This window comes from Streptomyces poriferorum (assembly GCF_019399235.1).
In the GTDB taxonomy this organism is placed as follows: Bacteria; Actinomycetota; Actinomycetes; order Streptomycetales; family Streptomycetaceae; genus Streptomyces; species Streptomyces poriferorum.
Genome location: NZ_JAELVH010000029.1, coordinates 1 through 22,195 on the forward strand (window position 1 = coordinate 1; position 22,195 = coordinate 22,195).

General features: G+C 70.3%; 17 protein-coding genes. 12 read left to right on the forward strand and 5 right to left on the reverse strand.

What is annotated here, in order from left to right:
• The first annotated feature begins 299 nt into the window (after positions 1 to 299).
• Both nrdR and JGS39_RS08230 read left to right on the forward strand, forming a co-directional pair.
• Complete coding sequence (gene nrdR / locus JGS39_RS08225; RefSeq protein ID WP_148021323.1) at positions 300 to 812, forward strand: transcriptional regulator NrdR; 513 nt, start codon at positions 300 to 302, stop codon at positions 810 to 812.
• Positions 813 to 977: 165 nt separating this feature from the next.
• Positions 978 to 3,884, forward strand: coding sequence for a vitamin B12-dependent ribonucleotide reductase (locus JGS39_RS08230; protein WP_219568094.1), 2,907 nt, complete (start codon positions 978 to 980; stop codon positions 3,882 to 3,884).
• Positions 3,885 to 4,021: 137 nt separating this feature from the next.
• Here the strand turns inward: JGS39_RS08230 and JGS39_RS08235 are convergent, their stop codons facing one another.
• Both JGS39_RS08235 and JGS39_RS08240 read right to left on the reverse strand, forming a co-directional pair.
• A complete protein-coding gene (locus JGS39_RS08235) occupies positions 4,022 to 4,558 on the reverse strand; it encodes a TerD family protein (RefSeq protein ID WP_219568095.1) in 537 nt (178 codons plus the stop codon).
• 140 nt (positions 4,559 to 4,698) lie between these two features.
• Entirely contained in the window at positions 4,699 to 5,655 is a 957-nt protein-coding gene (locus tag JGS39_RS08240) for a DUF1152 domain-containing protein (RefSeq protein WP_219568096.1), read from the reverse strand.
• Positions 5,656 to 5,745: 90 nt separating this feature from the next.
• On the opposite strand from JGS39_RS08240, the gene JGS39_RS08245 reads away from it, so the two are divergent.
• The 4 genes from JGS39_RS08245 to JGS39_RS08260 all read left to right on the forward strand — a co-directional run bounded on the left by JGS39_RS08245 (position 5,746) and on the right by JGS39_RS08260 (position 10,272).
• Positions 5,746 to 6,351 (forward strand): YdbC family protein, encoded by a 606-nt coding sequence (locus tag JGS39_RS08245; RefSeq protein WP_219568097.1) that lies wholly within the window; start codon positions 5,746 to 5,748, stop codon positions 6,349 to 6,351.
• Between the two features lie 92 nt (positions 6,352 to 6,443).
• Positions 6,444 to 7,103, forward strand: a complete 660-nt coding sequence (locus JGS39_RS08250) for a histidine phosphatase family protein (protein ID WP_219568098.1) — start codon at positions 6,444 to 6,446, stop codon at positions 7,101 to 7,103.
• A 10-nt stretch (positions 7,104 to 7,113) separates the two neighbouring features.
• Positions 7,114 to 8,010 (forward strand): ADP-ribosylglycohydrolase family protein, encoded by an 897-nt coding sequence (locus JGS39_RS08255; protein ID WP_219568099.1) that lies wholly within the window; start codon positions 7,114 to 7,116, stop codon positions 8,008 to 8,010.
• Positions 8,011 to 8,811: 801 nt separating this feature from the next.
• Positions 8,812 to 10,272, forward strand: a complete 1,461-nt coding sequence (locus JGS39_RS08260) for a DUF4153 domain-containing protein (RefSeq protein WP_236063246.1) — start codon at positions 8,812 to 8,814, stop codon at positions 10,270 to 10,272.
• 146 nt (positions 10,273 to 10,418) lie between these two features.
• On the opposite strand, the gene JGS39_RS08265 is transcribed toward JGS39_RS08260, so the two are convergent.
• The gene (locus tag JGS39_RS08265) at positions 10,419 to 11,972 is read right to left on the reverse strand and encodes an MFS transporter (RefSeq protein ID WP_219568100.1); all 1,554 of its coding nucleotides are present in this window, start codon (positions 11,970 to 11,972) and stop codon (positions 10,419 to 10,421) included.
• A 253-nt stretch (positions 11,973 to 12,225) separates the two neighbouring features.
• Here JGS39_RS08265 and JGS39_RS08270 point away from each other — a divergent pair, with 253 nt between their 5' ends.
• The 3 genes from JGS39_RS08270 to JGS39_RS08280 all read left to right on the forward strand — a co-directional run bounded on the left by JGS39_RS08270 (position 12,226) and on the right by JGS39_RS08280 (position 14,383).
• Positions 12,226 to 12,852 carry a TetR/AcrR family transcriptional regulator gene (locus JGS39_RS08270; protein ID WP_219568101.1) on the forward strand — a complete coding sequence of 209 codons (627 nt, stop codon included), beginning with the start codon at positions 12,226 to 12,228 and terminating at the stop codon, positions 12,850 to 12,852.
• Positions 12,853 to 12,991: 139 nt separating this feature from the next.
• Positions 12,992 to 13,702 carry a ribonuclease HII gene (gene rnhB, locus JGS39_RS08275; protein WP_219568102.1) on the forward strand — a complete coding sequence of 237 codons (711 nt, stop codon included), beginning with the start codon at positions 12,992 to 12,994 and terminating at the stop codon, positions 13,700 to 13,702.
• 60 nt (positions 13,703 to 13,762) lie between these two features.
• A complete protein-coding gene (locus JGS39_RS08280) occupies positions 13,763 to 14,383 on the forward strand; it encodes a hypothetical protein (protein WP_219568103.1) in 621 nt (206 codons plus the stop codon).
• Between the two features lie 280 nt (positions 14,384 to 14,663).
• Here JGS39_RS08280 and JGS39_RS08285 read toward each other — a convergent pair whose 3' ends face one another.
• Both JGS39_RS08285 and JGS39_RS08290 read right to left on the reverse strand, forming a co-directional pair.
• Positions 14,664 to 15,293: a hypothetical protein gene (locus JGS39_RS08285; protein WP_219568104.1), complete on the reverse strand. Its 630-nt coding sequence runs from the start codon at positions 15,291 to 15,293 to the stop codon at positions 14,664 to 14,666.
• Positions 15,294 to 15,511: 218 nt separating this feature from the next.
• Positions 15,512 to 17,683: a RecQ family ATP-dependent DNA helicase gene (locus tag JGS39_RS08290; RefSeq protein ID WP_219568105.1), complete on the reverse strand. Its 2,172-nt coding sequence runs from the start codon at positions 17,681 to 17,683 to the stop codon at positions 15,512 to 15,514.
• A 111-nt stretch (positions 17,684 to 17,794) separates the two neighbouring features.
• On the opposite strand from JGS39_RS08290, the gene JGS39_RS08295 reads away from it, so the two are divergent.
• The 3 genes from JGS39_RS08295 to JGS39_RS08305 all read left to right on the forward strand — a co-directional run bounded on the left by JGS39_RS08295 (position 17,795) and on the right by JGS39_RS08305 (position 22,086).
• Complete coding sequence (locus JGS39_RS08295; protein WP_219568106.1) at positions 17,795 to 19,096, forward strand: DUF4192 domain-containing protein; 1,302 nt, start codon at positions 17,795 to 17,797, stop codon at positions 19,094 to 19,096.
• Between the two features lie 114 nt (positions 19,097 to 19,210).
• On the forward strand, positions 19,211 to 19,975 hold the full coding sequence (locus JGS39_RS08300; protein ID WP_219568107.1) for an NUDIX hydrolase: 765 nt from the start codon (positions 19,211 to 19,213) through the stop codon (positions 19,973 to 19,975).
• Between the two features lie 212 nt (positions 19,976 to 20,187).
• Positions 20,188 to 22,086, forward strand: a complete 1,899-nt coding sequence (locus JGS39_RS08305) for an ATP-binding cassette domain-containing protein (RefSeq protein WP_219568108.1) — start codon at positions 20,188 to 20,190, stop codon at positions 22,084 to 22,086.
• Positions 22,087 to 22,195: the final 109 nt, after the last annotated feature.

The following is a 22,195-nucleotide window of genomic DNA, read 5'->3' on the forward strand; positions in this document are numbered from 1 at the left end:
GGGTACGGGAAGCGCGCGGCCCCGGGGGCGTCGCCCCGCACTCGGTCGCGCCGCGCGCTTCCCGTACCCTCGTGGTCGGTCGTACGCTGCCTTCCGGCCATGTCGGACGCGCGACACGCGCCAGGGCCAAATGCGCGACCAAACCCAAGATCTAGTGGTTGGATTGCTGCAGTCACCCAGAAGTTGTGGTCCCCGTCCATCGGGGGTGTGGTCATCGCCTATGCTTGAGACCGCTTCGAGGGCCCCTCACCGGGCCTGAAGAGGCTATTCAGTCGTGCTGTGAAGGAGGGTTGGGAGCCATGCACTGCCCCTTCTGCAGGCACCCCGACAGCCGGGTCGTCGACAGTCGCACCACCGACGACGGGACCTCGATCCGCAGGCGTCGCCAGTGCCCCGACTGCTCCCGCCGTTTCACGACGGTGGAGACGTGCTCGCTCATGGTGGTCAAGCGCAGCGGCGTCACCGAGCCCTTCAGTCGTACCAAGGTCATCTCCGGCGTGCGCAAGGCGTGCCAGGGGCGGCCGGTCACCGAGGACGCCCTCGCCAAACTCGGCCAGCGGGTCGAGGAGGCGGTGCGTGCCACCGGCAGCGCCGAGCTGACCACTCACGACGTGGGTCTGGCCATCCTCGGCCCCCTGCAGGAACTCGACCTCGTCGCGTACCTGCGGTTCGCGTCCGTCTACCGGGCGTTCGACAGCCTCGAAGACTTCGAGGCCGCCATCGTGGAACTCCGCGAGCGGCGGCCTCCCGTGCAAGGATGCGGGACCGGCGAGACCCTCGAGGTCCCCGTTCCCGCCGTCGCCGCCGACTGAGCGGCACCCGCCGGCGCCGCTGATCCGAGGATCGGCTGCGGCCCGGCACCTGGACCTGTTCCGGACGACGCATGACGTGCGCGGCGTCCGAAGCATCAGACACACACTGTGCCCGGGGAAGTTCTCGGCACTTCAGGGCGTTTTTGCCCACATATGGGAGGCGGCATGACAGAGACGGCGAGCGGCCCGGCACGAGGTTCCCGCACCAAGGGAGCCAAGTCGACTGCGACCAAGCAGGGCCTGCGTATCGAGCGCATCCACACCACTCCCGGCGTGCATCCGTACGACGAGGTGGCGTGGGAGCGCCGTGACGTCGTCATGACCAACTGGCGCGACGGCTCGATCAACTTCGAGCAGCGTGGCGTCGAGTTCCCCGACTTCTGGTCGGTGAACGCGGTCAACATCGTCACCAGCAAGTACTTCCGCGGGGCTGTCGGCACCCCCCAGCGCGAGACCGGTCTGCGACAGCTGATCGACCGGATCGTGAAGACGTACCGGAAGGCCGGCGAGGACTACAGCTACTTCGCCTCTCCCGCGGACGCCGAGATCTTCGAGCACGAGCTGGCGTACGCCCTCCTGCACCAGATCTTCAGCTTCAACTCGCCGGTCTGGTTCAACGTCGGCACACCCCAGCCGCAGCAGGTCTCCGCCTGCTTCATCCTGGCCGTCGACGACTCCATGGAGTCGATCCTCGACTGGTACAAGGAAGAGGGGATGATCTTCAAGGGCGGCTCCGGTGCCGGCCTGAACCTCTCCCGTATCCGCTCCTCCAAGGAGCTCCTCTCCTCGGGCGGCAACGCCTCCGGGCCGGTCTCCTTCATGCGCGGCGCCGACGCGTCCGCCGGAACGATCAAGTCCGGTGGCGCCACCCGCCGCGCGGCCAAGATGGTCATTCTCGACGTCGACCACCCCGACATCGAGAACTTCATCGAGACCAAGGTGAAGGAGGAGGAGAAGATCCGCGCCCTGCGTGACGCGGGCTTCGACATGGACCTGGGCGGCGACGACATCACGTCCGTCCAGTACCAGAACGCCAACAACTCGGTCCGCGTGAACGACGAGTTCATGAAGGCCGTCGAGTCCGGCGGGAAGTTCGGGCTGCGCGCCCGGATGACCGGCGACGTCATCGAAGAGGTCGAGGCCAAGTCCCTCTTCCGCAAGATGGCCGAGGCCGCCTGGGCCTGCGCCGACCCGGGCATCCAGTACGACGACACCATCAACGCCTGGCACACCTGCCCGGAGTCCGGCCGGATCAACGGCTCGAACCCGTGCAGCGAGTACATGCACCTGGACAACACCTCGTGCAACCTCGCCTCGCTGAACCTGATGAAGTTCCTCAAGGACGACGGCCTGGGCAACCAGTCCTTCGAGTCCGAGCGCTTCGCCAAGGTCGTCGAGCTGGTCATCACCGCGATGGACATCTCCATCTGCTTCGCGGACTTCCCCACCGAGAAGATCGGTGAGAACACCCGCGCCTTCCGCCAGCTGGGCATCGGCTACGCCAACCTCGGCGCGCTGCTGATGGCGACCGGCCACGCGTACGACAGCGACGGCGGCCGCGCGCTCGCCGGCGCCATCACCTCGCTGATGACCGGCACCTCGTACAAGCGCTCCGCCGAGCTGGCCGCGGTCGTCGGTCCGTACGACGGTTACGCCCGTAACGCCGAGCCGCACCAGCGCGTCATGAAGCAGCACGCCGACGCCAACGCCGTGGCCGTGCACGCCGACGACCTGGACAACCCGATCTGGGCCGCCGCGACGGAGGCCTGGCAGGACGTCATCCGTCTCGGCGCGAAGAACGGTTTCCGTAACGCGCAGGCGTCCGTCATCGCCCCCACCGGCACCATCGGTCTCGCGATGTCCTGCGACACCACCGGTCTCGAGCCCGACCTCGCCCTGGTCAAGTTCAAGAAGCTGGTCGGCGGCGGCTCGATGCAGATCGTCAACGGCACCGTCCCGCAGGCCCTGCGCCGCCTGGGTTACCAGGAGGAGCAGATCGAGGCGGTCGTCGCCCACATCGCCGAGAACGGCAACGTGATCGACGCCCCCGGCCTGAAGGCCGAGCACTACGAGGTCTTCGACTGCGCGATGGGCGAGCGTTCCATCTCCGCGATGGGCCACGTGCGCATGATGGCGGCCATCCAGCCGTGGATCTCCGGCGCACTCTCCAAGACGGTGAACCTGCCGGAGACGGCCACCGTCGAGGACGTCGAAGAGGTCTACTTCGAGGCGTGGAAGCTGGGCGTCAAGGCGCTCGCGATCTACCGCGACAACTGCAAGGTCGGCCAGCCCCTCTCCGCGAAGACCAAGGAGAAGGAGAAGGAGGCGGTCACCGCCAAGGCCGAGGACACGATCCGTACCGCGGTCGAGAAGGTCGTCGAGTACCGCCCGGTCCGCAAGCGTCTGCCCAAGGGCCGGCCCGGCATCACCACCTCCTTCACGGTGGGTGGCGCCGAGGGTTACATGACCGCCAACTCCTACCCGGACGACGGTCTCGGCGAGGTCTTCCTGAAGATGTCCAAGCAGGGTTCGACCCTCGCGGGCATGATGGACGCCTTCTCCATCGCCGTCTCGGTCGGTCTGCAGTACGGCGTTCCGCTGGAGACGTACGTCTCGAAGTTCACCAACATGCGCTTCGAGCCGGCCGGCATGACGGACGACCCGGACGTGCGGATGGCGCAGTCGATCGTCGACTACATCTTCCGCCGCCTGGCGCTGGACTTCCTGCCCTTCGAGACCCGCTCCGCCCTCGGCATCCACTCCGCCGAGGAGCGTCAGCGCCACCTGGACACCGGCTCCTACGAGCCGTCGTTCGAGGAGGAGCAGCTGGAGGCCGAGAACCTGGTCCGGTCAGCCCCGGCCGCCCGGCCGGAGCCGCTGAAGGCGGTAACCACCGTCGAGGAGGCCGGCACGCCGGCCCCGAAGACGGCGCACACCTCGGCGGAGCTCGTCGAGATGCAGCTCGGCATCAGCGCGGACGCCCCGCTCTGCTTCTCCTGCGGTACGAAGATGCAGCGCGCCGGTTCCTGCTACATCTGCGAGGGCTGCGGTTCGACCAGCGGCTGCAGCTGACCGAACCGGATGCCCCGGGAGGGGCTGCGGCACGTGCCGAAGGGGGCGGGCAGGACTCCGATCGTGGAGTTCCTGCCCGCCCCTTCGCTGTGCCACGCCCTGAACCCCCAGGTCAGGGCCCCGGTCGAACCACCAGGTCAGGCGCCGGCCGGACGGCTTCCCATCGCCGCAGCGAACGAGTCGGCGTCCCCGTCGAATCCTCGTACCGTGTCATGGAACAGCCAGACCCCCGAGGAGTCCCGCACGAACTCGGCGACGACGGCCGCCGTCGCCGTGGGGACCGTCGAGAAGTCGTCCTCGGCGAGGCTGGTGTACCCCTCACGGATCTGCACGGCGGTGTTCTCTATCGCCCCGAACGTCTTCCGGCCGTCGCGCTGCTGGATGGCGACACCGATGACGACCCGCGAGTACGCCTCCGAGAGCCGGTCCAGTTCCAGCGTCATGACCTCGTCGTACCCCAGGCCCTGACCGGTCCTGCTGTCGCGGTTCAGCGTGATCGTGCCGTCGGGCGCGCGGCTGTCGAAGTGCACGAGGTACGCGGGGTCGCCGTACGGCTCCTCGGCCGGATAGGTCGCGGCGATGATGTCGAGGTCGTTGGCGGGCTCGCCGTGGGGACTGGGATCCCACTTGACTCTGACCTCGACCTTCTCGATGTCCTTGTTGGGAGTACTCATCGGGCTTCGCTCCTTCACGCGGGGCCGTCGCTCGGGGCCGTAGCTCCGGTTCTATCACCCGATCATGTCCGTAACGGCCCCCGGAACCAACCGCCTTGGGGGCGAGGGGCGTAATCGGGCCACGGCGGGCGCACGGTGTCTCAATGCGGGATCTGCCGCGGTGGGCGTTGGAGCACCTCGTCCCGGAACGTCTCGATCGCGCTGCTGACCTGACGTATGAGGTGGGTGTGCTCGATACGGTCCAGATACAGGCAGTTGCGGGCGATCCCCTCCAGCTCGAAGGCGAAGTACAGCGACATCAGCGGATTGATGAACAGCTCGCTGTTGCCGGTGCGCGAGGTGAACCGGACGTCCCCGAACTCTCCCCGGACAGCCGCGGCGATGGATCCGTTGACGATGCTCGGATGATCGGGTGTGTGTTCCTGGGCATGGGCGACCGCGTCGACGAACAGCGCACCCTCGCGGGTCGTGCGGGGCACGGAGAACGCGCCCAGATACGCGCCGTCGCGGTCGAGCGCGGCGATGTTCTCCAGGACGAGACCGTGGCTCACACCGTGGTAGGCGTCGACGCCGAACCCGATGGAGACGACCAGGCGGTCCGGTCCTTCGATCGCGGCGAGCGCCGCGACGCTGGTCAGATCCTCCTCCGGAGTGCCCAGACCGGATTCGTCGCCCCGCATCAGGATGTCCGTACCGCCGTCGACGAGAACGACGGCGTCGATGTCGTACCGCTCGATCAGCGCGCGGTAGGCGTCGCGCAGCGGCTGGACGCCCGTACGGGACAGGGCGTGGACGCGGCCCGGGTAGCCGTGCAGGGCGAGCCACTGGGCGAGGGTCCGCTCCGGGAAGTACACCTGGTGGAGAGAGGTTTCGGGGGTGATGACGGCGAGGTCGGGGGCGAGCCAGGAGTCGAGGGGGAGCCCTTCGAGTGCGCTGAAGGACAGATTGGCCAACTGCACCCGCTTGTTCCGGTGGATCAGGGAGAGCGCGAGGGGAAGCCCGGCGTAGATGTCGAAGCCGCCGCCCGCACCGGCGACGAGGATCCGTTCCGCCGAATCGAGGCGGTCGAACAGTGGGTTGGTGTGCAGGGACGTCATGGCGATCATTGTGAGATCACCGGTGACCGGTTCTGATGTACTCCGTCGGAGCGTGACCCACGCCACGTCCATCACCCGTACGATGATGCGGTGCTGGTCAAGTGGATTCGCTGCAGTGTGGGAGACCGTCGCGGCTTTGAGCGGGGGCAGCGGAAGTGGGCGGGGCTGCTGGGTGAGCCGGGGTTCAGGGGGCAGGGCGGCGGCTGGAGCCGCAGCCGGCCGGAGGTGGCCCATGTCTTCGCGTTCTGGGAGAACAGGGTCTTCTACGACTCCTTCATGGCGCGCGGACACGACGCACTGGCCGCGGCGCAGGCCGGTACGTGCAACGACATCCAGGTCAAGCTGTTCGAGTACCGCTTCGACGTGAAGACCGGCTTCGAGCCCCACTTCGCGGACGCGGACGTGGTCAGGGTGGCGCACAGCAGGGTGCACGAGGACCGTGTCGAGCACTTCGCGCTGATGCAGCAGCGGGTGTGGAACCCGGCGATGGCCGGATCGCCCGGAATGCTGCGCGGCGTGTTCGGGGAGGCACCCGGGCACGAGTTCCTGGTCCTGTCGATGTGGCAGTCGAGCGCGGAGCGCGGCAAGTACCGGCCGGCGAGTGCCGAGCGGCTCTCGCAACGGGCACAGACCGAGGACGACGTGGTCTCGCTCGCCGGTGATGTCGTGCAGCTCGAAACGGCCTGGACCGTGTGACGGGTCGGTACGGCCACGGGTTCGTGCGCGACATGCACCGTCGGGTTCCGGACAATTGCTCGAACGGCCGTGACTCGATCTAGGGTCGGTACATGGCAAGACCGCAACGCATTGTCCTCGTCAGGCACGGCGAGTCCGAGGGCAACGCCGACGACACCGTGTACGAGCGCGAGCCCGACCACGCGCTGAGGCTCACCCCGACGGGACTGCGGCAGTCCCGCGAGACCGGGGTGCGGTTGCGCGAGCTCTTCGACGGGGAGCGGGTCAGCGTGTACGTCTCTCCCTACCGCCGGACGCACGAGACGTTCGGATCCCTTGGGCTGGATCCGGAAACGGTCCGGGTGCGCGAGGAACCCCGGCTGCGCGAGCAGGACTGGGGGAACTGGCAGGAGCGGGACGATGTGCGCCTCCAGAAGGCGTACCGGGACGCATACGGACACTTCTTCTACCGCTTCGCGCAGGGAGAGTCCGGCGCGGACGTGTACGACCGGGTGGGTGCCTTCCTGGAGAGCCTCTACCGGAGCTTCGAGGACCCCGACCACCCCCCGAACGTCCTGCTGGTCACGCACGGACTGACCATGCGGCTGTTCTGCATGCGCTGGTTCCACTGGTCCGTGGCCGAATTCGAATCGCTGTCCAATCCGGACAACGGGGAATCCCGGACGCTGGTACTCGGCAAGGACGGCCGCTACACGCTGGACAGGCCGTTCGAGCGCTGGCGCACCCCTGAGCCGTACGGCATCACCGGATAGAGTGGAAGCGATGACCGAATCCGCTTCCGACCCGCGCTTCGAACGCGCCCTTGCCAGCCTGCGTGGCCTCTCCGTGGGGGACGCCCTGGGCTCCCAGTTCTTCGTGCCCGCCAACTATCCACTCCTGAAGGACCGCGCCCTGCCCCCAGGGCCCTGGCAGTGGACCGATGACACGGAGATGGCCGCCTCGGTCCTGGCCGTGCTGCTGAAGCACGGCCGTATCGACCAGGACGCGCTCGCCCGCTCCTTCGCGGTGCATCACGACTTCGACCGGGGGTACGGCCCGGCCGTGAACCGCCTGCTCAGGCTTGTCCGGGAAGGCGGGGACTGGCGCGAACTGGCCTCCGCGCTCTTCCAGGGCCAGGGCTCGTGGGGCAACGGCTCGTCCATGCGCATCGCACCGCTCGGCGCCTGGTACGCGGACGACCCCGAGCAGGCCACGCACCAGGCCGAGATCTCCTCGTACACCACGCATCAGCACCGGGAAGCCGTGGTCGGCGCCATGGCGGTCGCGGCTGCCGCCTCGCTCGCGGCCTCGCCCAGCGGCCCGCCGACGCCCGCGGACCTCCTGGACGGCGTGATCGCGCTCGTGCCGCGCAGCGCGGTCGGCGCCGGGCTGCGCAGGGCCCGCGACATGCTGGACTACAAGGACGCGGGCACGGTCGCCGCGGTCCTCGGCAACGGGCGCCGCACGAGCGCGCACGACACGGTTCCCTTCGCTCTCTGGTCCGCGGCACGCAGTCTCGGCGATTTCGAGCAGGCGTTCTGGGTGACCGCCCAGGCCGGCGGAGACGTCGACACGACGTGCGCGATCGTCGGCGGAGTAGTGGCGTCGGGCGCGGCGGGTGCCCCACCGGCCGAGTGGACGGCCCGGACGGAAGAGCTGCCCGACTGGATGACGCGGTAGGCCGCTTTCCGCGGCGGGGTGGTTGGTGCGGTGGGTCGCTTTGCGCGGCGGGCTGGATGACGCGGTAGGCCGCTTTCCGCGGCGGGGTGGCTGATGTGGTTGGGCCGCTTCCCGCGGCGGACTGGATGGTGGGGCGGGCCGCCTTCCGCACCCGACCGGATGGCGCGGACAGGTTGCCTTTCGCGCCCGACTGTCACGGAACTGCCACAGCGTTGCCCCGTACGGCTGACGGCCGTCACGGGGGGTTACTCTTTCGGCCACGCCGCCCGCGGTGATCATCACGACGGGTGTGCACCGAATGAGACGCCGGGGGGCCGCGCTGCCCAGGGCTCGCGCGAGCGGATCCCGGTGGGGAGGGGGCCCGTGTCAGATCACACGCCAGAATCACCCCGGCCGGAGCCTGCGCCCCGGACACCGGAGGCAGCCGGGCCGGAGCCGGTACCTGCGGAGGCTCCGGCATCCGGGGAGGCCGGGCCGGCGGGTATACCGGCCGAGCCGGCCGGTGCCACCCGGTCCGAGAACGTCGCCGGGTCGCCTCCGGCCGGTACGTCCCCGTCCGAGAACGTCGCCGGGTCGCCGGCGGGAGGCGCGGCAGGCGGGCCCGCCGGAGACCCGCGGCCGCCCGCGGGAGCCGCGGTTCCGCAGCCCCGCGACACCGGACCGCAGCCTCCGAAGGTCCCGGCCTACGCGCAGCAGGCGCGGCCGCCGCAGCCCAACCCGTGGGGGCAGCCCAAGCAGGCGCCCTCGGAGCTCTCGCGGCTCCGCCCGGTCAAGCCGGGAGCCATCCCGGGCGCCACGCTCTTGGCCGTACTCGCCACCGGACTGCTCAGCGCCCTGCTGCTCGGCGAGGGCATCGGCCTGAATCTGCTCGTCGTGGCGGTCCCCGCAGCGCTCGCGGCGTACTTCGCCGCCCGGGCGGCGGCCCGCCGACTGCGCCCCTGGACCGCCGTCTGGGCGGTCGGCGGGCTGGCCCTGCTCGTCGTTCCGGCACTCCGCGACGCCGGCTGGCCGAGCTTCCTCGCCATCGTGTCCGCTTTCGCACTCGGTTCCCTCGCGCTGCACGGCAGCCGCAGCTGGCTCGGGATGTTCCTCGGATCGCTGGGGCTGCTCACATCCGTCGCCGAGTCGCTGGGCTGGGGCGCCCGCGGTGTCCGTGACCGGATGGCAGGCTCGCGGGGGCGCTGGGGTGTGGTCTTCCGGTCCACGGTCGTGGCGGTCGTCCTGCTCATCGTGTTCGGGGCGCTGTTCGCGAGTGCGGACGCGGCGTTCGCCGATGTACTCGGCAGCCTGATGCCCGATGTGTCCGTCGGTGACAGTCCGTGGCGGTTCTTCCTCGGCGTGCTCGGTCTCGTCGGCGCGCTCGCCGCCGCGTACACCGCAGCCGCCCCCGTGCGCTGGGACGGTCTGACGGTCCGCCCGGGCAAGGCGCGCGGGCGGCTGGAATGGGCTCTGCCGCTGGTGGTTCTGAACCTGCTCTTCGCCGCCTTCCTCGCCATTCAGCTCACGGTGCTGCTCGGCGGGTACGACAAGGTGATGGCCGAGACCGATCTCAGCTACGCGCAGTACGCCCGCGAGGGGTTCTGGCAGCTGCTCTGGGCCACGCTCCTCACCCTGCTGGTCATCGCGCTCGCGCTGCGCTGGGCGCCGCGCGGCGGAGCACGCGACCGTACGCTCGTCCGCGGAGTGCTCGGCACACTGTGCCTGCTCACGCTCGTCGTCGTGGCCTCCGCGCTGCGGCGCATGGACCTCTATGTCGACGCGTACGGGCTGACCAGGCTGCGGATCTCCGTGGCGGCGGTCGAGCTGTGGCTCGGTGTGGTCCTCGTGCTGATCATGGCGGCCGGGGCCTTCGGCGCGAAGATGCTGCCGCGGGCCGTCGCGGCCAGCGCGGCCGTCGGCGTCCTGGCGTTCGGGCTCATCTCGCCCGACGGCCTGATCGCGGAGCAGAACGTCGCGCGCTACGACCGCCATCACTCGATCGACGTCGAGTACCTCCGCGGCCTCTCGGCCGATGCCGTGCCGGCCCTCGACGCCCTTCCGGAGCCCCTGCGGTCCTGCGCGCTGGAGGAGATCCAGCGGTCGCTGCGGAGCTCGGACGAACCCTGGTACGCCACGAGCTGGGGCGAGGCGAGGGCCCGTGACATCCTCGGGGACTGGGACCCCGGCTACCGCACGAGGGACTGCAGCGGTCTCGGCTCGGGGGACAACGGGAGCGAACGCGGCGACGCGGACGATCAGTACGACCCCTACGACCCGTACTGATCGCCGTAACGCACCGCACCGGAAGCAGGCCGCCCCGTGGGGAGCGGTCCGCTTCCGGTCGTACGTACGGCTTCCAACGGCGCTGTTCCCGGGCACGCAGGGGCTCGTCCGCACCCGCGAGCCTCTGCGGGGCGGCCGTCCGCACGCTAGGCCGCCGGTCCTCCTGCCGCCGCCTTTCCGCTCAGCGCCTCCAGATCGCTCTTCCGCACCCGGATCACCACCAGCGCGGTCAGCAGCGCGAGTCCTGCCATGGCCACCGCGGCGAGGAACGCGGTCGAGATGCCCTGGGAGAGCACCGCGTGACCCCAGCTCCCGGGCAGCTCCTGCGTCTTGGCGAACTCCGCCTTCTGCTCCGGAGACGCCTGCGCCAGGAACTGCGGAACCTGCTTCTCCGCCTCGTTGCGGCTCGCCGTACCGAAGACCGTGACCAGAATGGAGAGCCCCAGAGAACCTCCCACCTGCTGACTCGCGTTGAGCAGGCTGGAGGCGGCCCCGGCCTCGTGCTGGGCGACTCCGGAGACCGCCGTCAGCGTGAGGGTCACGAAGTTCAGCCCCATGCCGAAGCCGAAGATGAGCATCGGGCCCAGGACGCCGGACAGGTAGCTGCTGTCGGGGGAGATGAACGTGAGCCAGAGCAGGCCCACGCCGGTGAACGCCGAGCCCGTGACCATGAACGGCTTGGGCCCGAGCACCGGAAGGAACCGTTGCGAGAGCCCCGCTCCCACGATGATCGCGACGGTCACCGGCAGGAACGCCAGGCCCGACTCGATGGGGCTGTACGCCAGCACGTTCTGCACGAACAGCACGATGAAGAAGAACATGCCGAACATGGCCGCAGCCAGACTGAGCATGATCACGTACGTGCCGGAACGGTTGCGGTCGGCGAACATCCGCAGCGGAGTGATCGGTTCCTTGGCGCGCATCTCGATGAGGACGAACGAGGCGAGCAGGATCACCGCGGCACCGAACGAAGCCAGGGTCACGGAGTCCCGCCAGCCCTCCTCGGAGGCCCGGATGAATCCGTACACGAGCGAGGCCATGCCGAGGGTCGAGGTCAGGGCCCCCGATATGTCGAAGCGGCCCGGATGCTTCTCGGACTCGTTGATGTACAGCGGCGCCAGGACGGCGATCAGTATGCCGATCGGCACGTTGACGAAGAAGACCCAGCGCCAGTCGAGCCATTCGGTGAGCAGCCCGCCCGCCAGCAGACCGATCGCCCCGCCACCTGCGGACACCGCGGCGAATACGCCGAACGCGCGGTTGCGCTCGGGCCCTTCCGGGAACGTGGTGGTGATCAGGGCCAGTGACGTCGGTGACGCGATCGCGCCACCGATGCCCTGAAGCGCACGCGCCGCGAGCAACTGCCAGGGTTCCTGCGCGAATCCGCCCAGCAGCGAGGCCAGCGTGAAGACCAGGATGCCCGTCATGAAGACGCGGCGGCGGCCGAGGATGTCCCCGGCCCGCCCGCCGAGCAGCAGCAGACCGCCGAAGGTGAGCGTGTAGGCGCTGAGGACCCAGGAGAGATCGGTGGTCGAGAAGCTGAGCGCATCCTGGATGTGCGGGAGGGCGATGTTGACGATCGTGGAATCGAGCACAACCATCAACTGGCAGGCGGCGATGACGGCCAGGGCGATCCCCGGGCGGCCCTGCCTTCGAGCCGCGCCCGGTGCGTTCTGTGCTTCTAACTGAGAGGTTGTCACTATGGGTCCCCCACAAGTGAATTAGTGAACGGATCCGTTCACTGTCGCGTCAACGTTAGTGAGTCCCCTTGAGTGAACGCAAGCGTTCACTGAATCCTTCGTTGGTGTGCCGTGTCCGCATCCGCTGTCCCGGCCGGGACCTGCTCAGTCCCGCGCCGATCCGTTGCGACGCCCGCTCCGCCACTGACCGCCCGGTCCAGAGCACCGGCCGGCCGGCGTGGGCGTACCGACCTGTTCCGATGGAGAGAAGCTCATGGTTACTTCGCGATCGGCAGCCGCCGCCCGGCAGCCGGTGGTGTCCCTGAGGCGCCGTGGACCCGTGCTGGAACGCGCGATCCTCGATGCCGCGCTGGAGCGGCTGAGTACGGTCGGCTGGAGCGGCCTGACGATGGAGGGCGTCGCGGCCGGCGCCCAGACCGGCAAGGCCGCGATCTACCGGCGATGGTCCTCCAAGGAGGACCTGGTCGCGGAAGCGCTGCGCAGCGCGCTCCCGGCGATCGGTGACGCGCCGGACTACGGGAACATCCGCGAGGACCTCTACCAGCTGTGCTGCGGACTCCGTGACGCCATGCTCTCCAAGTCGGGCTCCGCGCTGCGCGCCGTCCTTCACGAATGTGACGCGGACACGGCGGAACGGTTTCAGTCGGTGATCCTGAGCGGCGTGATCGGGCCGACGACCGCTCTCATAAGAGAAGTCGTGAGCAGGGGGGTGGACCGCGGTGAAGTGCGCGCCGATGCGCTGCGCGGGCTGGCCTTCGACGTCATTCCCGCCATGATGATGTATCGCAGCAAGGTGTGCGGAAGCGAATGGACCGACGGGGACATCGCCGACCTGATCGATCAGGTCGCGGTCCCGTTCTTCTGCGCCGGCCCCCGTTGAGCGTTCGCCGCCGAGCCCTGCGGCCGACCTCGTGCGGGCGCTTCCCGTCTCCGTCCGGCGGCCCGGAGCCGGACTGAGACGGCCCAGGTACGCCCCGGGGTGTTCTCGGCGCTCCCATCGGCGTACGCTGGCTGGCGCCATGCCGTACGAACCACCCACGCACACCGTCGAGCGCTCACTGCGCGCCACCACCGGTGCCAAGACCGTCGCCGGTGTCGACGAGGTCGGACGCGGAGCGTGGGCGGGACCGGTCACCGTGTGTGCCGCAGTCACCGGCCTCCGTAAGCCTCCCCCCGGACTCACCGACTCTAAGCTGATCAGCCCGAAGCGCCGCGCGGAGCTCGCGCCGCTGCTGGAGCGCTGGGTCACCGCGTACGCCCTCGGCGACGCCACCCCGCAGGAGATCGACGAGCTCGGAATGACCGCAGCGCTCCGGCTCGCCGCCGTGCGTGCCCTGGAAGCGCTGCCGGTGCGGCCCGACGCGGTGATCCTGGACGGCAAACACGACTACCTGGGCCTGCCCTGGCAGGTGCGCACGGTGATCAAGGGCGACCAGTCCTGCGTCGCGGTCGCCGCGGCCTCCGTGATCGCGAAGGTCCGCAGGGACGCCGTGATGGCCGAACTGGGCGCGGAATCCGGTGAGTACAAGGACTTCGCCTTCGACGCCAACGCCGGCTACCCGTCCCCTGTGCACAGGGCCGCGCTGGAGGAGCGGGGCCCCACGGCCCATCACCGCCTCTCGTGGTCCTACCTCGACGCGCTGCCCAGGTGGCAGCACCTCAAGAAGGTCCGCTTCTCCGCCGAGGCGGCCGCACTGGAAAGCGGGGGCCAGCTCGGCTTCGACTTCTGATCGCGCACATGTGCCCACCCGCCGATGCTTCGTGCGTCGGCGTTTGATAGACAACCACCCATGCCTCTCATCCCCGAGGAGCCTCAGATTCACGAGAGCGTCCAGGGTCCCCGCGCCACCACGGCCACCGGCCGTACCGCGTCGACCCCTCGTCCCGTACCCGGTCCGCGTTCCGCGGCCATGCCGCGCCCCGGTCGTCCGGGTCCCGGCCCCGCGAGGCCCGCGCCCCCGGCGCCGCGCCCGCACTCCACCTCCGGCCAGCCCCAGGCGGCCCGTCCGGAGAATCGTTCCGCACCCCAGCTCCAGGTGGTCCCCGCCGCAGCCGACGGTGCGCTGGATGCCGCCGACGAGGCGGTGGACCTGCTGCTCGACTCCGGTCGCGCACCTGGAGACATCCTGGTGCTCACCACCGGTGAGCAGCACCCGTGGGCGACGCACGAGCTTTCCTTCGGCGAGGCCGCCTACTGGGCCCAGCACGAAGCGGGCGAGGACGTGTTCTTCGCCGGTGCCGCAGCGGTGGACCGGCTGAAGCCGCGGCCGGTTGTGATCATCGCGGTCAACGGTGCCGCAGACGACACCGCCGAGCGTGCACTGACGACGGCACAGGGTCGTGCCGGAGCCCTGCTGATCGTCTGCGGAGATCCGCAGCGGATCAACGCCGTGCTCGGCGCGGGTGTCTGAGCCGGAGCGGATGTGACGTAGCACCGGGCACGAACGCCCGGGCCGCAACGGATCGATGATGTGACGCGCTTCGGCCCGGGCAGGTGCGATGCGGTTCGGTCTGGACGGGGGCGATGCACTCCGGTCCGGACGCCGGAGCCGCAGTGCTGCCGGCCCGTGGTGACCCGGCTGCCCGTGAGGGTGGCCGGGCCCGCGGCCCGGGTCAGCGAGCCGCGGTGCGGCGAGTCGCGTGCGGCCCGGGTCAGCGAGCCGTGGGTCAGCGAGTTGCGTGCGGCCCGGGTCAGCGAGCCGCGGTGCGGTGCAGCGCCTGGACCGCACCGCCGCCGGTGCGCACCGGGCCGGGATCCTGGTCCAGCGCGGCGTCGGCCAGGGAAGTCGGCTGCGACGTGGAGTTGGGGCGACGGCCGCCGCGGCCCTCCCCCAGCACCTGCCAGCCGCCGCGGGTCAGCGTGATGTACGCGCCGCACCGCAGCCCGTGCAGGGTGCAGGCATCCCGCAACCCCCACATCCAGGCCCCGTCCTCCTCCGTCCAACGCTCGTCCCCCTCACGGCAGTAGAGCAGTACCGCGGTCCGCACGGGGGTACGGCGGCGAAGATCGTGCGGAATCACCCGGCGCAGGTGTGCCAGCAGGGCGTTACGGAATTCCCAGCCGTCCGCCGTCACCGAACGACGTGCGAACGAGGCGCTGGCCGTCAGACGTTCCTCGTGATCGAGCACAGCGACGACCGCTGTCTGCGGGATCGGCCGATGCCTGGAGTGCAGGCCGCTGACCACCTCGCGCGGGCTGCGCAGCAGCGGTATGCCCGCTGCCGCCCACTCGGCCGGTTCGAGCATTCTGGCAAGGCGGTTGGCGGAGTCTGTGGCCGGCGACATCGAAGTGGCTGCGGACGGAGCGAATCCGAAGGTCACGGTCCTCCCTTCGCATACGCGCCCACGATGCGGGCAGAGTCGGGTGAGGGCGCGCCGCGGCACAGCCCTTCCGGGCCCGCGAAAAGACCGTGCGGGGAGCGAGTCCAATTCTCCCTGGCGTATCGGCAGGCGGCAACGAGCAATTGGCACAGCTGACGGTAATCAGTTGGAATGACACGGATATCCCTGCCCAGTCCGGCACCGGATGACGCCACCCGTCACGCCTGAACAGCGAGGACCAGCGGAAACACGGCGCCCGCCCCGGCCCGCCGCAGAAGCCGGGCCGCCACGGCGAGGGTCCAGCCGGTGTCCGAGCGATCGTCCACGAGCAGGACGGGGCCTTCCACCGCTGCCAGTGCCTCGGCAAGCTCGGGTCCCACGACGAGCCGCTCGTGCAGTGCCCGGACCCGCTGGGCGCTGTTGGTCTGCGAGATCCGGGCACCTTCGGCTCCCGGGGCATGGCCGACACTGCCCAGCAGAGGCATCCGTCCGACCTCGGCGATGCGGTTGCCGAGCGACTCGATGAGCCGGGGCCTGCTGTGGGAGGCGACGGTGACGACGCCGACCGGCCGGGGGACGGCGTTCACCGCGCCGGGTGCCCAGCCGCCCGGGCCCCGCGCCCAGTCGGCCAGCACGGTCACCACGGCTTCGGCCACGTCGTCCGGCACCGGAGCATCGGGCGACTGAGCGGCCAGCAGGGGGCGGAGCCTGTTGCCCCAGCCGATGTCGGAGAGGCGGCCCAGCGCCCGGCCGGTGCCGGACAACTCGCCGGCCGGGATCCGTCCCTTGAGGTCCACCCCCACCGCGGCGAGACCCGTCGGCCACATCTTGCGGGGCTCCACCTCGACGCCGGGCCGGCCGAGCTCACCCCGAGCGGTGTCCAGGGCGGTCGTGGAGACGGCCTCGTCGAAGCGGGCTCCGGCGCAGTTGTCACAACGTCCGCAGGCCGTGGCCTCCTCGTCGTCCAGCTGGCGGCGCAGGAACTCCATCCGGCAGCCGTCCGTCGTCGCGTAATCGCGCATCGCCTGCTGCTCGGCCGCCCGTTGGCGCGCCACCCAGGCATAGCGCTCGGCGTCGTAGACCCAGGGCTCGCCCGTGGCGATCCAGCCGCCCTTGACACGGCGGACCGCTCCGTCGACGTCGAGCACCTTGAGCATGGTCTCCAGGCGAGTGCGCCGCAGGTCGACCAGGGGTTCCAGAGCAGGCAGCGAGAGCGGGCGCCCAGCCTGGGCGAGCGCGTCGATCGTGCGCCGGACCTGCTCCTCCGGGGGGAAGGCGACCGACGCGAAGTACTGCCAGATCGCCTCGTCCTCCTTGCCCGGAAGCAACAGCACCTCGGCGTGTTCGACGCCGCGGCCCGCACGGCCGACCTGCTGGTAGTACGCGATGGGGGAGGAGGGCGAGCCCAGGTGGACGACGAAGCCCAGGTCGGGCTTGTCGAACCCCATGCCCAGCGCGGAGGTCGCCACCAGGGCCTTGACGCGGTTGGCCAGCAGATCGTCCTCGGCCTGCTGCCGGTCGGCGTTCTCGGTACGGCCGGTGTACGAGGCGACTGTGTGCCCGCACTGCCGGAGATACGCGGTGATCTCCTCGGCCGCCGCGACCGTCAGGGTGTAGATGATCCCCGAACCGGGGAGCTCCTTGAGGTGGTCGCCGAGCCATGCCAGCCGGTGCGCGGCATTGGGCAGTTGCAGCACACCGAGGCTCAGGCTCTCCCGGTCCAGCGGGCCGCGCAGGACGAGGGCGTCCGTCCCCGCGCCGGTGCCCAGCTGTTCCGCGACGTCCGCGGTCACACGGGCGTTCGCGGTGGCTGTGGTCGCGAGGACGGGCACGCCTGCGGGCAGATCGGCGAGCATGGTCCGAAGCCGCCGGTAGTCGGGACGGAAGTCGTGGCCCCAGTCGGAGATGCAGTGCGCCTCGTCGACCACGAGCAGTCCGGTCGCGGCGGCCAGCCTGGGCAGGACCTGATCCCGGAAGTCCGGATTGTTGAGCCGCTCGGGGCTGACGAGCAGCACATCCACTTCACCGGCGGCCACCTCGGCCTGCACGGTGTCCCACTCCTCGGTGTTGGACGAATTGATCGTCCGCGCGCTGATCCCGGCCCGGGCAGCGGCCGCCACCTGGTTGCGCATCAGCGCCAGCAACGGGGAGACGATCACGGTGGGCCCGCTGCCCTGCGCGCGCAGCAGCGAGGTCGCGACGAAGTACACGGCCGACTTGCCCCAGCCGGTCCGCTGGACGACCAGTGCTCTGCGCTTGTCGGCGACGAGCGCTTCGATGGCCCGCCACTGGTCCTCACGCAGCCGGGCAGTGCCGGAGGCGTCCCCGACGAGTCGTGCCAGTACGGAATCGGCCGAAGCCCTGAGCTCTGCACGGTCTGCGTTGGTCATACCCCCATGCAACCCGATGGGTACGACAAACCGCGAACGACCGCGCGGTCCCTGTGGATAAGTTATCCACAGGGGGTCGCGGAAATTGTCCGGCCGGGAGACGGTCATCCCATGAACAAGCACCACGAATCCACCGGACCGTCCAACGAGCAGCAGATCACCTTGCGTGGGCCCGCCGAGCTGGCCGACGCCCTCCCGTATCTCATGGGGTTCCATCCGAACGACAGCGTGGTCATGGTCGCGCTGCACGGCGGTCGTGGCCGTTTCGGCGGGCGTCTGAGGCTCGGGATCCCGCAGTCCGCGCACGAGTGGCCTTCGGTTGCCGAGCAGCTCGCCGAGTGCCTGATCAAGGGGAGCGAGCGGCGCGGAGGGCGACCCGACGCGATCGTGCTGTTCCTGTGCCAGGATCCGGCCGAAGGAGAAACGGGCAGTCAGACCATGGAGCGGCTCCGGCCCTTTGCCCAGCGGTTGCGAACCGCCTGCGGGGCGCTGGACGTGCCGGTGCTCGAAGCACTCTGCATCTCCGGCGACAGGTTCTGGTCCTATGTCTGCCCCGACGCCCGCTGCTGCCCGGCCGAGGGGAATCGCCTGGCCATGCAGGGCACCTCGGTGATGGCCGCGGCGGCGGCGTACGCCGGCATCCAGGTGCGGGGATCGCTGCGCGAGATGGAATCCAGGCTCGCGCCCCAGCCGGGTGGGGCAGGCAGGGAGCAGCAACGGGCGCTGGATTCGGCCGGGTCCGCTCTGGTGCCGAAACTCCTCGACGAGGAGAGCCGCAAGGAGGTCGGCGGCGCGACCCTGGACCTTGCCCGGCGGCTCATGGAGCGCCTCGGACAGGCCCCGGCATCGACGCCTTCGCTGTCCGACCTCAACGACGACCGGCTGATCAGCCATGAGGAGGCGGCGGCGGTCATCCTCGGGCTTCAGGACCGGGAGACCCGGGACAGGGCCGCGGAATGGATGGAAGGCCCGGAGGCGCAGTCCGCGTTGAGGCTGTGGCGGGCACTCGCGCGCCGGTGTGTCGCGCCGTACGAGGAGCACGCGGCGGCGCCGCTCACCCTGGCGGGCTGGGTCTCGTGGTCGACCGGTGACGAGCCGGCGGCGCGGGTGGCTCTGGGCCTCGCCCTGCGACTGGATCCCGGATACACCTTTGCCCAGCTGCTGCACGAGGCCTGCAACCAGGGCCTCGATCCGGAGACGCTGCGGCGCTGCCTGCGCGGTGAGCGCAGCACACGGACGGTGCGGCGCGGCCGAGGTACGGGACGGGTCGCGGGGGCCCGTTCCGTACGGGTCCAGGCTGCGGGCCGGCGCCGGACGAGGCCAGGCTCCGGCCGTCCGGATACGGCCTCCGGCCGGCGTCGGACCGGGCAGCTGCGCAGCCAGGGCCGGCGCGGGACCAGGACCGGACGATGAGAGCGGTGCGGTGCCGGAATCCGGCACCGCACCACCGGTCCGCCGGGCGCCGTGACCGACGAAGAGCGTCGCGAAGGGAGTGTTTATCGTCAGGCAGACGACTATGATCACGGCATGCCGCCCTACGACCCGTCGACCTTTCCGCCCTTCGCTGTCACCGTCGACCTGGTCGTGCTCACGGTGCGTCGTCACGCGCTCTGTGCCCTGGTGGTACGCCGAGGTGAGACGCCGTTCCAGGGCAGATGGGCGTTGCCCGGCGGATTCGTCAGGGCGGATGAGGACCTCGGCGCCGCAGCGGCGCGCGAGCTCGTCGAGGAGACCGGGCTGTGTGCGCACGACCCCGCGACCCCGGCGGTAGGCAATGGGGCCCACCTCGAACAGCTCGCCACGTACGGCGACCCCGCGCGCGATCCGCGTATGAGGGTCGTCAGCGTCGCGCATCTCGCGCTGGCCCCTGATCTGCCGGCTCCGCGGGCGGGCGGTGACGCGAACAGCGCGCGCTGGGCACCCGTCGAGGACCTGCTCCGGCCGGAGGGGGGCTACGGCCGGGACGGGGAAAGCCAGGCACCGCTGGCCTTCGATCACGCCCGCATCCTGGCCGACGGTGTGGAGCGGGCCCGCTCCAAGATCGAGTACTCCTCCCTGGCCACCGCGTTCTGCCCGCCCACGTTCACCGTCGGCGAGCTGCGACGGGTGTACGAAGCGGTGTGGGGCGTGGTGCTCGATCCGAGGAACTTCCATCGCAAGGTGACGGGCACGCCCGGATTCCTGGTGCCCGCCGGTGGGACGACCACCAGGCAGGGCGGCCGCCCCGCCCAGCTGTTCCGGTCGGGTTCCGCCACGGTGCTGAACCCGCCGATGCTGCGGCCCGAGGTCTGACCCCGACGGGTCGGCCTCGGCGCGGCTCAGCTCAGCTCGGCTCTACGTAGGACCTCGCGGTTCCCCGCAGGCACTGACGGCCCCGCAGGCCCCGTAGGTATGGGTTCGTCGGAACGTCGTGGGCCCAGCCTTGAGTGAAAAGTCCGATATGTCGGGTTACCGTGCTGCGGTACCTCTGCCGTCGAGCGGCCTCACCTCCTGCGAGAGAAGCGATGCTCCAGGCCATCGGACTCACCAGCACCCGCCACCGCGGACTTCCGCCCGCCGTGGACGACCTCACGTTCGAAGCGGGATCCGGCAGCGTGACCGCTCTGCTTGGCCCACCCGGATCAGGCAAGACCTCGACCCTGCGCCTGATGCTCGAACTCGAGCCCGGGCGTGGCGTCACGTACTTCCGGGGCAGACCGCTGCACCGTGTGGCTCATCCGGCCCGGGAGGTGGGCGTACTGCTCGGGGACGTGCCGGGGCACCCTGCCCGCACGGTCCGCGGGCAGCTCCGCATGCTCTGCGCCGCTGCGGGAGTGCCCGCGTCCAGGGCCGACGAGGTGCTGGACGCCGTCGGTCTCGTCGGGCTGGGGGATCAGCGCATCGGCACCCTCTCCCTGGGCATGGACCGGAGGCTGGCCCTCGCCTCGGCGCTGCTCGCCGACCCGCACACGCTGATCCTCGACGAACCCGCCGAAGGCCTGGTCGCGCGGGAGGCGGACTGGCTGCACGGAATGCTCAGATCCCATGCCGACCGGGGCGGAACGGTTCTGTACACCACGCGGGATCCCAAGGAAGCCGCGCGGTCGGCCGGTCATGTGGTGACCATCGACTCGGGACGTCTCCTCGCCGACCAGAAGGCCGCGGACTTCTCCCGTACCCGGCTGCGCCCCCGCGTCGCGGTCCGTTCCCCGCATGCTGCCCGTCTCGCCGCGATCGTCAGCCGAGAGGCCCGTGCCGCCCGGCGCTCCGTCGAAGTCGTCACCGAGGCGAGCAGCAGCCGGCTCTCCGTCTACGGCAGCAGCTGTGCGGAGATCGGGGACACGGCATTCCGCCACGGGCTTCCCGTTCACCAGCTCGCCGACGAGGTGGGCGACACCGGCCCCGCCTCCCGCCCTCGCGACAGCGGCGTCCTGGGCGACGGTCTCCGCGACAACGGCCTGCTCCGCGGCGGTGTGAGCGACTGCGACCCCCTCAGCGAAGGCGAAGGCGGCGACGGCGCTGCCGCTGCTGCCCGCCCCGCCACGGGCATCGGTGCGGTCGCCGCCGCCTCCCGGCGCGCCGCAGGCGGACCCGCCCCGGCGGTGGAATCGGCCGGGGCGCAGTTGCCGCCGCGGATCAGGCGGCGCCCGGCCCGTGGCCCGCTGCGCCCGGTGCGATATGAGCTGCGCCGCCTCTTCGGCGTCAGGAGCACGACCCTGATCGTCGCCGTCACCCTTGTCGCCTCGGCTGCGGTGTCCGTCGTACTTGCCCGTAACGGTCGCGCCCCGCTGCCGAACGTACTGGTCGCCTGGCCCTCGCTGTTGCCGCTGCCGCCCGCCGCGCTCGGCGCAGGGCTGCTCGGGGCCCTGTCCTTCGGTGACGAGTTCCGTTACCCCGCGCTCGCCGCCGGCCGCGGGACCGTTCCCCGCAGACTCGGGCTCCTGCTCGCCAAGCTGGCCGTTTCGGCGGGCGTCGCACTGTCGCTGGGGTTGCTCGTCGTGCTGGTTTCGGCCGAATCTCTCCGTCTCGTGTACGGGGGTGACTTGGTCCAGGTGCCTTCGAATGTGATGCCGCTGGCCGCGAGTTGGTCGGGCCTGACAGTCGGCTGTGCCTGGGCCGGGTTGCTGGCCGCCGGAATCTTCCGCGTGACGGCGGCGGGCGTCGCCGCGGTGCTTGCCGTTCCCGTGCTGATGGTTCCGCTCATCGAGGCGGTGCCGAAGGCGCCGACCGCCCGTTCGATGAGCGGACTTCCGGGCCGGCTCAGGGAACTGACCTGGCTGCAGTGGCCGCAGGAGGCGGACCGGTGGGTGCTGGCCCTGGTGCGGATCGTGGCGCACCCGGTGGGGACCGCGCTGACCCTGTCGTTGTCGGTCCTTGTCTGCGCGTATCTGTTCACGAGCCTTCGCGGCAGAGTGCGTTGGTGATCGGCGAAGAAGATCTGAACCAGCCGAGAGCCACAACTCCAATGGAAGTGCCCGTTTTATACCATTAAGGCGTCAATTGGGAGGCGAGTGCCGATCACCCTTTCGTGTG

Excerpts from the sequence above, each read along its gene's own strand:
- JGS39_RS08305 (WP_219568108.1), top strand. The coding sequence starts at position 20,188 with ATGCTCCAGGCCATCGGACTCACCAGCACCCGCCACCGCGGACTTCCG.
- JGS39_RS08290 (WP_219568105.1), bottom strand. The coding sequence starts at position 17,683 with ATGACCAACGCAGACCGTGCAGAGCTCAGGGCTTCGGCCGATTCCGTA.
- JGS39_RS08250 (WP_219568098.1), top strand. The coding sequence starts at position 6,444 with ATGGCAAGACCGCAACGCATTGTCCTCGTCAGGCACGGCGAGTCCGAG.
- JGS39_RS08295 (WP_219568106.1), top strand. The coding sequence starts at position 17,795 with ATGAACAAGCACCACGAATCCACCGGACCGTCCAACGAGCAGCAGATC.
- nrdR (WP_148021323.1), top strand. The coding sequence starts at position 300 with ATGCACTGCCCCTTCTGCAGGCACCCCGACAGCCGGGTCGTCGACAGT.
- JGS39_RS08270 (WP_219568101.1), top strand. The coding sequence starts at position 12,226 with ATGGTTACTTCGCGATCGGCAGCCGCCGCCCGGCAGCCGGTGGTGTCC.
- JGS39_RS08300 (WP_219568107.1), top strand. The coding sequence starts at position 19,211 with ATGCCGCCCTACGACCCGTCGACCTTTCCGCCCTTCGCTGTCACCGTC.
- JGS39_RS08280 (WP_219568103.1), top strand. The coding sequence starts at position 13,763 with ATGCCTCTCATCCCCGAGGAGCCTCAGATTCACGAGAGCGTCCAGGGT.
- JGS39_RS08240 (WP_219568096.1), bottom strand. The coding sequence starts at position 5,655 with ATGACGTCCCTGCACACCAACCCACTGTTCGACCGCCTCGATTCGGCG.
- JGS39_RS08230 (WP_219568094.1), top strand. The coding sequence starts at position 978 with ATGACAGAGACGGCGAGCGGCCCGGCACGAGGTTCCCGCACCAAGGGA.
- rnhB (WP_219568102.1), top strand. The coding sequence starts at position 12,992 with ATGCCGTACGAACCACCCACGCACACCGTCGAGCGCTCACTGCGCGCC.
- JGS39_RS08255 (WP_219568099.1), top strand. The coding sequence starts at position 7,114 with ATGACCGAATCCGCTTCCGACCCGCGCTTCGAACGCGCCCTTGCCAGC.
- JGS39_RS08235 (WP_219568095.1), bottom strand. The coding sequence starts at position 4,558 with ATGAGTACTCCCAACAAGGACATCGAGAAGGTCGAGGTCAGAGTCAAG.